At 39.7% G+C, this 7880-nt stretch carries 9 protein-coding genes and 2 pseudogenes; 1 reads left to right on the top strand and 10 read right to left on the bottom strand.

Annotated features, from left to right (window positions below; translation table 11 throughout):
- Nucleotides 1–82: 82 nt before the first annotated feature.
- On the bottom strand, nt 83–454 hold the full coding sequence (locus DXA97_RS19080; RefSeq protein ID WP_118721420.1) for a hypothetical protein: 372 nt from the start codon (nt 452–454) through the stop codon (nt 83–85).
- A gap of 111 nt (nt 455–565) precedes the next feature.
- On the opposite strand from DXA97_RS19080, the gene DXA97_RS19075 reads away from it, so the two are divergent.
- Complete coding sequence (locus tag DXA97_RS19075) at nt 566–799, top strand: hypothetical protein (RefSeq protein ID WP_118721419.1); 234 nt, start codon at nt 566–568, stop codon at nt 797–799.
- A gap of 71 nt (nt 800–870) precedes the next feature.
- On the opposite strand, the gene DXA97_RS21345 is transcribed toward DXA97_RS19075, so the two are convergent.
- The 9 genes and pseudogenes from DXA97_RS21345 to DXA97_RS19940 form a co-directional block, all read right to left on the bottom strand.
- Complete coding sequence (locus DXA97_RS21345) at nt 871–1101, bottom strand: hypothetical protein (RefSeq protein ID WP_021630459.1); 231 nt, start codon at nt 1099–1101, stop codon at nt 871–873.
- Nucleotides 1102–1188: 87 nt separating this feature from the next.
- Nucleotides 1189–3450 (bottom strand): M56 family metallopeptidase, encoded by a 2262-nt coding sequence (locus DXA97_RS19070; protein ID WP_243107776.1) that lies wholly within the window; start codon nt 3448–3450, stop codon nt 1189–1191.
- The gene (locus DXA97_RS19065) at nt 3450–3818 is read right to left on the bottom strand and encodes a BlaI/MecI/CopY family transcriptional regulator (RefSeq protein ID WP_035299117.1); all 369 of its coding nucleotides are present in this window, start codon (nt 3816–3818) and stop codon (nt 3450–3452) included. Before DXA97_RS19065 ends, DXA97_RS19070 begins: the two co-directional genes overlap by 1 nt.
- A 162-nt stretch (nt 3819–3980) precedes the next feature.
- A complete protein-coding gene (locus DXA97_RS19060; protein ID WP_118721418.1) occupies nt 3981–4388 on the bottom strand; it encodes a hypothetical protein in 408 nt (135 codons plus the stop codon).
- On the bottom strand, nt 4381–5487 hold the full coding sequence (locus tag DXA97_RS19055) for a hypothetical protein (protein ID WP_118721417.1): 1107 nt from the start codon (nt 5485–5487) through the stop codon (nt 4381–4383). The genes DXA97_RS19060 and DXA97_RS19055 overlap by 8 nt, the downstream gene beginning before the upstream one ends.
- 109 nt (nt 5488–5596) lie before the next feature.
- Nucleotides 5597–5845 (bottom strand): DUF6061 family protein, encoded by a 249-nt coding sequence (locus DXA97_RS19050; RefSeq protein ID WP_021630455.1) that lies wholly within the window; start codon nt 5843–5845, stop codon nt 5597–5599.
- A gap of 24 nt (nt 5846–5869) precedes the next feature.
- Nucleotides 5870–6184: pseudogene (locus DXA97_RS19045) on the bottom strand (23S rRNA (uracil(1939)-C(5))-methyltransferase RlmD); the annotation flags it as partial.
- Nucleotides 6185–6285: 101 nt separating this feature from the next.
- On the bottom strand, nt 6286–7398 hold the full coding sequence (locus DXA97_RS19040) for a phospholipase D-like domain-containing protein (protein ID WP_118721415.1): 1113 nt from the start codon (nt 7396–7398) through the stop codon (nt 6286–6288).
- A gap of 31 nt (nt 7399–7429) precedes the next feature.
- Nucleotides 7430–7795 (bottom strand): annotated as a pseudogene (locus tag DXA97_RS19940) (DUF6037 family protein); the annotation flags it as partial.
- Between the last annotated feature and the right edge of the window lie 85 nt (nt 7796–7880).

Genomic DNA, 7880 nt, shown 5'->3' with positions numbered 1-7880 from the left:
AATCATCGTTGCCAAACCATCTATGCCCCTGCGCAGGTCCGTATAGCCAGCTGCAAGATAGATCTTTTTTAACCCGGTTGCATCATTCAGCATGAAGTAACACCTCCATGGTGTCTCGGATGACATCCGTAGAAGCGTGGTTATAAATTTCAAGTGTCAGCCCTCTGGAGTTTCGAAGAACGGCTGCCGGTTTAACAACAAGGAAATCTGCTGATGAGATTGTTTCTGATGCTGGCACTGGAAGTTCCACAAAAGCCGGTTCTGGATTGCAAGCTTCCAGGCATGCTTTTCTAACCCGGCGCAAGCGATAATAATAATTCGCTTTGGTAATGCCATGCTCACTGCACCAGGTTTCAACTTTCATATCTGCGGGACGGTTCTGGCATTCCTGTATCTGTGCGGCCCACTGCCGTAGCCGAACCTGCTCAGCTACCAAACTTGTTTGACTGCTCATAGTCTGACCTCCATAGTCGGTAAAAAAAGTTAAGTGCTCAACTTTTTTAACTCTGTATAGTGTGAGACTATTATTGCAGAAAATGAATCAGAAAAACAGGTACTTACTATAGTGCGTTTACGAAAAAAGAAAATCGCCGCCGCAATCTACGAATACCAGGCAGACTGCGACGGCGAATGGGGTAAGATTTCATTTGATTTTGAAAGCAGCACAGCAGAGATCATCCATCTTGCCGATTGGGATACGATAAAAACCAACCGCTTTGCGAACAAGGCCGTAGCCTATCTTCTGAACTGTGAAAATGAGAAACTACCAAAAGAAACAATGGTGGCATTTGAACCATAAAAAGAAAAACCGCTACAACATCCATCCCACTTTGGAATGAGAATTGCAGCGGTTTATTTGCTGGGAACTAATTATTCGATATTTGTGATTTCCCAATCATCATTTACCAGATGGGTAAATCCTTTGTTTTCTTCTTCATCTGGAATTGATGCTGTCCAGATGATTTCTCCGTTTTCACCCAGGGCAGTTATTGTTAATCCTCGCAGATCAGTGTAGCCATCGAGGTTTTCGAGCCAGATGCGTTCGCCTTTCTTGAGCAGAGAACCATCTGCATTTTCAAAGCCGCCACTGGAATTTGGCATTGAAAGCTTGATGCTCTTAACACCTTCAGAGCCAATGGTCAGATAAAACTTAGAAAGTTCATCCTCTATGGACGGGAACTGGATTTTCTATCGTGCTTCTTCGGTAGCGAAGATCCACCACTTGCCATTCATAAAGAGTTCAATGGTTCCCTCAGTTGCCCCGTATTGATAACCATATCCTGTACCAAAATTGGATTGATCGTCAACGCTGGGCTGTTTATTTCCATCAACCTGGGATGTGATTTCTCCATCCATAACACCACATCTTGCTTCTATTTTGCTTTCATGACCAGTATCAAGATACAGTATCCCGTTCACCATAACCATAGGGATTAAGTCCCATGTTTCGGTTTCCTTTATAACCTTGATTCCATAAACATCCGCAATTCGTGCAGGATAAGTTTCAAGGATTTCACCGGAGTATTCAATTTCAATCACATCTCCGATTTCAGGTTCTGGTGATGGATGAGCATTTCTGATAGGTACTTCAATTCGGTCTGCACTATTCAGTTCCCAGCTACCTTCAACAGGCTTCACAAGATAATAACCATTATGATCTTCCAGAATTTCAGCTTGGAAAACCTGATGCGCTTCGTTGGAAAAACCTTCAATCTGAATACAATTATTCTTGAAAACCAATCGACCAGTTTCTACCAGTTCATCAGTATTATATTTCTTTTTATCTACATAGAGGTATCCGTCAGCTTCATTAAATCTGAGGGTAAAATCGAAATATCCTCGGTCAGACAGTTCATAGCTTGCTCCGTTTGCATAGTCATAGATGGTGACACGGTTATCAATCATGCCAGATCCCCAACTGATTGTAGAACACAACTCAGGCAAGCCGTCGCCGGTGAGGTCGCAGAAATAGGCGTTCCAGATGGGCATCCCGGTATACAACGAAGTGATTTCGTTACCCGTAACAGCCATCATTTCTCCATAAGTCCAACGGAAAGTCACATCCGGGAACTCTGGAAGATTAATCTCATGGCGACCCCCCCACTGCATCTCATCTGGTGTTTCAAGATAGTCAAACCATTTTGTAACAGACGGTACAGGTTCAGCAACTGCAACATCTCCTCCCACACAGATTCTACTCAAATAATCTTGGAACTCTCCGTCGGATACAACATACCGTTCTCCGTTCCACTCTATATCCACCATACCATTGTTGGAGAAAGAATAACCGTTTATCCGGATATATGTGCCATCCTTCAGGAGTGCGCTGATTTGATATCCCGGTGTGAATCCACCATATTCATCGCTCTTCTTCGTGTTCTTGACCCTGGCCAGTCGAGAACTCAACTCACTAATCTGTGCGGGATTCATTTCAATAGCAACCGTGTCATCCGCATTTCGCATATCAAAATGATTTGCGGAAACGATGGTGTGTGTTGCTTCATCGAATTGGAATCCCATCGGGTTGGTCAAAAAACAGACCGCAACGATCACACAGGCAATCACTGCAAGAATGATAATCCAGAACGCAGGTTTCTTATAATTCATCACGGATTTCACACGATCTTTAACACCAACTTCACCAAAGGCGAGTGGGCAGGCCGCAATCATGCGACGGTTGACGCTGCAGGCCACAAGTGCCTGAGTGTAATCGGCTCTCTGCTCGTTGCCAAGTTCCTTGATGACTTTTTCATCACAGGCAAGCTCAATGTCACGGCACAACAGAACATAAGCCAGCCACATCAGAGGATTGAACCAATAGATCGTCAGCAAGAGAAACCCCAGGGGTTTCCACCAATGGTCTTTACGACGAATGTGCGCCTGCTCATGGGCAACAACGTGTTCCATATCCTGTTCGTTCATGCTGAACGGAAGATAGATTCTCGGATTGATAATACCAAGCACAAACGGAGAGCTTACATTCTCGCTCTGGAAAATGTTGTCCTTGTAGTGAACAGCAGTATCAACTTTTCGATTCAGACGCTGATAGCTGATAATAGTATAGGTGGCTAAAAGCAGAATACCAATAATCCAAACAATGGTAAGAATAGTCATCACGTTATTACCATTGTTTGTGGGAACAGTAACACCTTCAAAATACCAATCTCCAAGATAATCATTTATCCGGTTATCAATGGGAGTAATGCCGGTCTGAACATCGAAGCTCGGCCCGGAGATTATTTTTTCAGGAAATGTTTCTGCACTTGGAATCAGGCTCAGTGCACTCTCAAAAGAAAACGGGCAGATCAGTCTGACAGCCACGATGCCCCAAAGCAGAACATTGATCCACTTGGGAGCTTTCTTCAAAACAAGTCTGAGTATCAGCACAGCCACGACAAGCCAGCTTGCCGATATACTCATGTTAACGATTTTTAAAAACAGGTCGCTCATTATTTGCCTCCTCTCCGGATGCAGTCGATCATACGCTGCACCTCGTCAAGCTCATCTTCGGACATATCCTGATGTTTCGTAAATGCAGCGATAAAAGCAGGTAGAGAACCCTCGAATTTCTTCTCAAGCAGTTCGTCGATCTCGCACGCCTGGGCTTCATCTTTGGAAACGAGAGAAGAAACAGTGCCATTATCATTCTTCAACACACCACGCTCTCCAAGACGCTTGATAACGGTATAAGTCGTAGTCCTTTTCCATCCGAGCTGATCCTGGCACAGCTTTACAAGCTGGGCAGCAGTAACCGGCTCATGCTCCCACATAATCAAGCAAAAACGATATTCACTTTCGTGAATCTTCGGAAAATCCATATTCATGCCCTCCTTGTCTACACCGTTAGATTTCAAATATAGTCTACTATATTAGACAATCAAAAGCAATAGAGTTCATAGAAAAGATACAAAAGAATTGCCCGTAGGATTTCTCCCACGGGCAATTGTAAGCATCAACGTATTATTGAACAGTAGATTTCATTACGAAATCAGTGTTTTTATCCACTCAATTAAATTTTTGATCTCACTTACAACATTGCCATTGATAATACTGGACAATGCAACGAACAAAGACAGAATAGTCACGATCATCATGATCCACTGCAGTTTTATGTTTGATTCACTGCTTCTGTATTCAGCCGCATCATTCAGCAACTTTAGTATATTATCAATTTGCGTTTTTGTCTCCCGGATTCTTTTAGATATACCTTCAAGACTTCTTGACGATACAGAACCTTTTTTATAAAACTGATGTCTAAAGGCTTTAGCATCATCGTGATCTATAGATTTACCTGAAAATTCAGAAATAAAACGATAACAATAATATAACTTCCGTTCAACCGCAACTCTGAGTTTTAGAACAGAGGATGTTTTAGCTTTTCTAATCACTTTGCTGATTTTTTTTATTGCAGATCGCAATATCTCTATCTGCAACATATTCTAATGTAGCTGCAGTTAAATAACCCCCATATATATCCGAGATATCATGGTGGGCTATCTCCGGCAAATGATCGTCTTTAGAGTAATTTCCGCCACAGAAAGCAGATAAACGTAATCCCTCATTTTCTCCATGCTTATAATCCCAGCATACGCAGGCGTTATACGTTGGTGCATAGTCGGCAACTCTGTCAAACGACATACTATCCCAAAACTCTAAATTGCGACGCTCATTACTGGGACGGATATTGGTCGAATATGTTTCAAATGTCGGTGTAAATATTCCGTCTTCCCAAAAGTAAACGGAATATGTCTTGCGAATTTCCTTCAATATTTGCCACTTCAGTTGAGAAATCATCTTATAGATTTTTTCTTGACGAACATTATTGCCAGTATGAGATGATCTGCCAAATTTTTTTACAGCATACCAGGGTGTATTGAATTGTCTATAAACCGTTGTATATCCAGAATACTTTTCCTTACATACTTCTGCGATCTTAGCATTAAATTCTTTTGTAATATATACACGATACTGTACTAAAAGAAAAGTGGCTGACAGATTACGAAGAGATACGGAAATATCAGAACAAGATTGTTGGAGCTTTTCGTTTTTGCGAAACCGAACTGATAAAATATGTGTAAAAGCCTGACCATCATAATAGCGACCAAAATTGTCGATCTTATCAATATCCTCACGGGAACGAAATGCACCAAAAGAAGTTATCTTATTTCGGCGAACACATTTCTTTAGTTCCTTAATAAACTTTGGCAGGTCTTCTTTGGGAAGATAATCGTACAAATCTATGTAATCTAACTTTACAAATCCATTGACACTCTCTTTTTTTATGTAGTCAAAGCCTTGTGGCATATCAGCAGATTTTTCTTTCGAAAATGGGTCATCATCAAACCGATATTTCTCATGTTCTGAAAGTGGGAATATCTTTGCCAACTGCAATCTCAGTGTTCTGTACAGAGAATACGAAAATTCAGCCAGTTTATCTGAAAAAGACATTGTATATCTATCGAACACCTTGTTGTAGGATAATTTCATCGCACACACTCCTTTCGCATGATTATATGGGTATTTGCTTTATTCTTAGAGATTCTTGTAAAAAGGTTCAGCGACAAGAAGAAACCAAGCTCCTTGCCGCCTTAAATTATCAGCTATCCAAAGATCTATACTCTGTGACAGTTTTCAAATAGGTTTCGGGATCGCCGTTCAGTATCAAATCAGCATATCCAACCGGGTCATTGTAAATCAGATAATCCAGCTCTGACCGCTGATACATATTGTCGGCAATCTCGTTTTCCACAGCAATCGTATCAATGGCAATCATGCTGCCATTCGCAAATTTCAGCTCCACACAGGCAGTATCCATGTTAAACTCACAAGAAGTCAATCTATCCATAAGAAACCTCCATTCTGCGGGATGTTAGATCATCCCAAAATATTTGAATGCTTCCATAATTGCTTTCTCTTTTTCCGGTGGACACTGGGGTTGTCTGGAATCCTCGGATTTCGGCAGATTATAGTTTTTGCCTACCTCAATCCCACATTTCCGCTTAATCTGCGAGATATACAGGTTGGATATCTTTAATCCGCTATGTTCCAGTACATAGTCCTTGATCTGCGTGTAGGTTGCCCCATCCTGAAACTCTGACATATCCATGTCTTCCAAAGAGAACTCAACCCGAATCTTTTTCGAGTCGACCTCACCCTTGGAAAGCAAGACAACCGTCTCCACATGCGGTGAAAGTTACTTCTTATACTAAATAGCGAAACCGTAGTCTTTTGCGAAAAAATTCATGCCCCACTTAGGGGGATAGCGTTTACCCCAGCTAAAACCACTTACTTCTTTGTATTATCAATTCTTATATCATTCAATGGTAATGATTTGAATAATTTCAGTACTTTTTTCGCTAAAGTCTCCAACTCCTCAATTTGCCTAAGTAACATATCAGCTTCATCGTTAGCTTCCTCCGCCAATTCAGCAAATGCGTTACTTGCTGCACTCATAGCTTTATCTACATAATAATCTAATTTTTCATCATAAGCCTCAGCATAGCATTCACTAAGATATTCATCCACGAAATCTTGTTCATCAAACTTAGCCAAATCATAGACACTTCCCGTAAAAAGCATCTCCATATTTTCAATCGTATGGCTTGCTTCTTCTATCACAGTATCCAAATTATCAATTCCCTTTTCATAGAACACACGCAAGTCAAATATTTTATTAACTCTTTTTAATAATTCCAGGTATTGATAACATATCTCCTTTGCCTTCTCTAAGTCTCTTGTATGTAAAACACTGCTTGTAGTATTATAATACCATTTTTCTATTCCCCTATGATCTGAGAGTAAATAAAACATCTGATAATACTCTTCATGCATTGCTCCAAACATTGCAATACTCTTTCGTATTGCCATTTCTAAAAACAAAAGTTCTTCATCTGTCTTATATTCGCTAGAACTATCAATAATCCACGGAAACACTTCCTCTTGTAGAAGTTCAATAAAATCAACATCTCTGCTTATAAAGCCCGACTCAAAATTGTCTGCACTTTCTTCAGAAAAGTTTGACGATCCTACATACGCAATATTATCAGTCATAATAATTTTTGCATGATTTGAAAAACAAAAATAAACCTCTGCTTTATCCGCAATCTTTTGTGGAGACAACTTACTTTTATATAATGAAATGCTTCTTTTGGCCTTATCTGCATAGGTTTTTCCAAAATAGGATTCCCAACGTCCCGGAATATTTGATACAATACATATCTCTGTATCTTTTTCACAATCCTTCAATGCTTTTAATAAGACATTTTGGTCTTTTGAAATATTATACGTCAAAATATGTATCTGACTTGCATTTTTAAAGTCCTCGATAACAGCAGAATATGTCAGTTCATCTTTCGACATAATAAACTCTGCATCTTCAAGCCTCTTTGAAATTATCATTAACAATATACCTCGTATGCTACAATTTTAATTATTTTCTTTTAGCAAAACTCTCAATTATTTCTCTATCTGTTCTTTCTTCTGTTGGATCATCAGAAAAGAAAAAACTCAAGTTTGTATCACTAAAATATCTTTTGTACAAATCTGGTCTTAATATTTCTGCCTTATTGCTATTTTCAACACTTCTTCCATTAGGCGTCCCATCTTCTTTTTTACCATTTCTTCTAACATCAAAACAATATATCGCATTAGGATTATTGCCCTCTGTTCTTCTTCCAATAAGTAGCCTCTCTTCTGAAGACTTCACAATCACCTTTTCTGATGGTATATAACGTGAAAATATAGCAGAAAAATCTTCAAACAAATCTCTATTGGCGTTACCTTTTTCAACACCGAAAAATTCACAGAATCATACGCACTATCAAAATGTACATTATAAAAATCAATATATCCCTTAATTGATACATTTACATTTTCCTGCT

It is taken from the genome of Clostridium sp. OF09-36 (assembly GCF_003481985.1).
Taxonomy (GTDB): Bacteria; Bacillota; Clostridia; order Lachnospirales; family Lachnospiraceae; genus Brotaphodocola.
Note: the sequence above shows the minus strand (reverse complement) of the source record. Positions and strands in the feature narration are given on the sequence as shown.

Excerpts from the sequence above, each read along its gene's own strand:
- DXA97_RS19080 (WP_118721420.1), bottom strand. The coding sequence starts at position 454 with ATGAGCAGTCAAACAAGTTTGGTAGCTGAGCAGGTTCGGCTACGGCAG.
- DXA97_RS19050 (WP_021630455.1), bottom strand. The coding sequence starts at position 5,845 with ATGGATAGATTGACTTCTTGTGAGTTTAACATGGATACTGCCTGTGTG.
- DXA97_RS19040 (WP_118721415.1), bottom strand. The coding sequence starts at position 7,398 with ATGATAATTTCAAAGAGGCTTGAAGATGCAGAGTTTATTATGTCGAAA.
- DXA97_RS19065 (WP_035299117.1), bottom strand. The coding sequence starts at position 3,818 with ATGGATTTTCCGAAGATTCACGAAAGTGAATATCGTTTTTGCTTGATT.
- DXA97_RS21345 (WP_021630459.1), bottom strand. The coding sequence starts at position 1,101 with ATGCCAAATTCCAGTGGCGGCTTTGAAAATGCAGATGGTTCTCTGCTC.
- DXA97_RS19055 (WP_118721417.1), bottom strand. The coding sequence starts at position 5,487 with ATGAAATTATCCTACAACAAGGTGTTCGATAGATATACAATGTCTTTT.
- DXA97_RS19070 (WP_243107776.1), bottom strand. The coding sequence starts at position 3,450 with ATGAGCGACCTGTTTTTAAAAATCGTTAACATGAGTATATCGGCAAGC.